The organism is Streptomyces sp. SAS_272 (assembly GCF_052543235.1).
On sequence record NZ_JBMNDR010000214.1, the window covers coordinates 1 to 1,403 of the forward strand.

Annotated in this window: 1 protein-coding gene; it reads left to right on the top strand. The window is 67.9% G+C overall.

Annotated elements, in window-relative coordinates:
• Positions 1-153 precede the first annotated feature (153 nt).
• Complete coding sequence (locus ACN6LD_RS42210; RefSeq protein ID WP_319188851.1) at positions 154-1,338, top strand: tyrosine-type recombinase/integrase; 1,185 nt, start codon at positions 154-156, stop codon at positions 1,336-1,338.
• Positions 1,339-1,403 lie beyond the last annotated feature (65 nt).

Consider the following 1,403-nt stretch of genomic DNA (forward strand, 5'->3'; position numbering starts at 1 on the left):
CCCGGAGAGCTACGCGGCCGGACTGCACCTGTGCGGTGCCATGCTCTGGCTCCGCAGCATCACACCGCACAGATGATCCGAACTTCAGACAGGACCTAGTTGGCGCGGGTCTGGATTGAGGACCGCATCGGGCACGCGGCGTACGTACGGGCCGTGGCGGATGCCAAAAGGGCGGGGCGTACGCCGCCGGGGCGCTACCGCGTGCGCTGGTACGACCCCGACGGCAAGCCGAAGATGAAGACCTTCACCCGCAAGGTCGACGCCGAGGCCGAGCGGACGAGGATGGAGTCCCGTCTCAACGACGGCTCCTACCGCGATCCGGCCGCCGCGCGCGTGAAGTTCGCAGAGGTGGCGGAGTCCTGGCTGGCCGTGCAGATCCACCTCAAGCGCTCAACCCGGGCTCGCTACCGCGGCGTTCTCGACGTCCACGTGATCCCCAAGTGGGGCACCACCCCGCTGGACCGCATCCACTTCGAGGACATCGCCGAGTGGCTCGCGGACCTGCTGTCCGGCGAGGCGGCCGGCGGCAGGAAGCTCAGCCCCCGTTCGGTCCGCAAGGCGTACGTCGTCCTCAGCCGCGTTCTCGGCTACGCGGTCCAGGCTCGTCGTCTGGTGGTCAACCCTGCAGTCGGCGTGCCCCTGCCGAAGGCGATGCCAGCCGACCACGTGTACCTCGACGACATGCAGGTCGACGCGCTGGCCAACGCATCAGGCGCCTACCGGGTGTTCATCCTGCTGCTGGCCTACACCGGCCTGCGCTGGGGTGAGGCTTCCGCGCTGAAGGTAGGGCGCGTCGACCTTGATGCCTGCCGGGCGCACATCGTCGAGGCGTACGCAGAGGACAACGGCAAGCTCTACCTCGACACCCCCAAGAACCACGAGCGCCGATCGGTACCGATCCCGCGGTTCCTGGCAGAGGAGTTGAAGCCCCACGTCCAGGGGCGGGGAGACGAGCAGTTGCTCTTCACAGCCCCGCAGGGCGGACCGCTGCGGGCTCGCAACTTCCGTCAGCGGTTCTTCGCGCCGGCGGTGGTGAAGGCCGGACTGGGACACCTCAAGGTCACCCCGCACAAGCTGAGGCACACGGCAGCCTCGCTCGCCATCGCCAGCGGCGCGGACGTCAACGTCGTACAGACGATGCTGGGCCACAAGTCCGCAACCCTGACGTTGGACACGTACGGCCACCTCTTCCCGGACCGCCTCGACGAGGTGTCCAAGAAGATGCACAAGCGCCGTGCCAAGCAGCTGGCCAAGGCGAAGGCCAAGCTGGAAAAGGCGGAACGGAAGGCCCGCGAGGCCGCCGATGCGGTTGTTGCCTTGGAGGAAGAGGCCGCGTGATGTGTGTCTAATCCGTGCCGGGAAGCCGTGATCGAAGGGGCCGCCCCACCGCGCTGATACGGTGG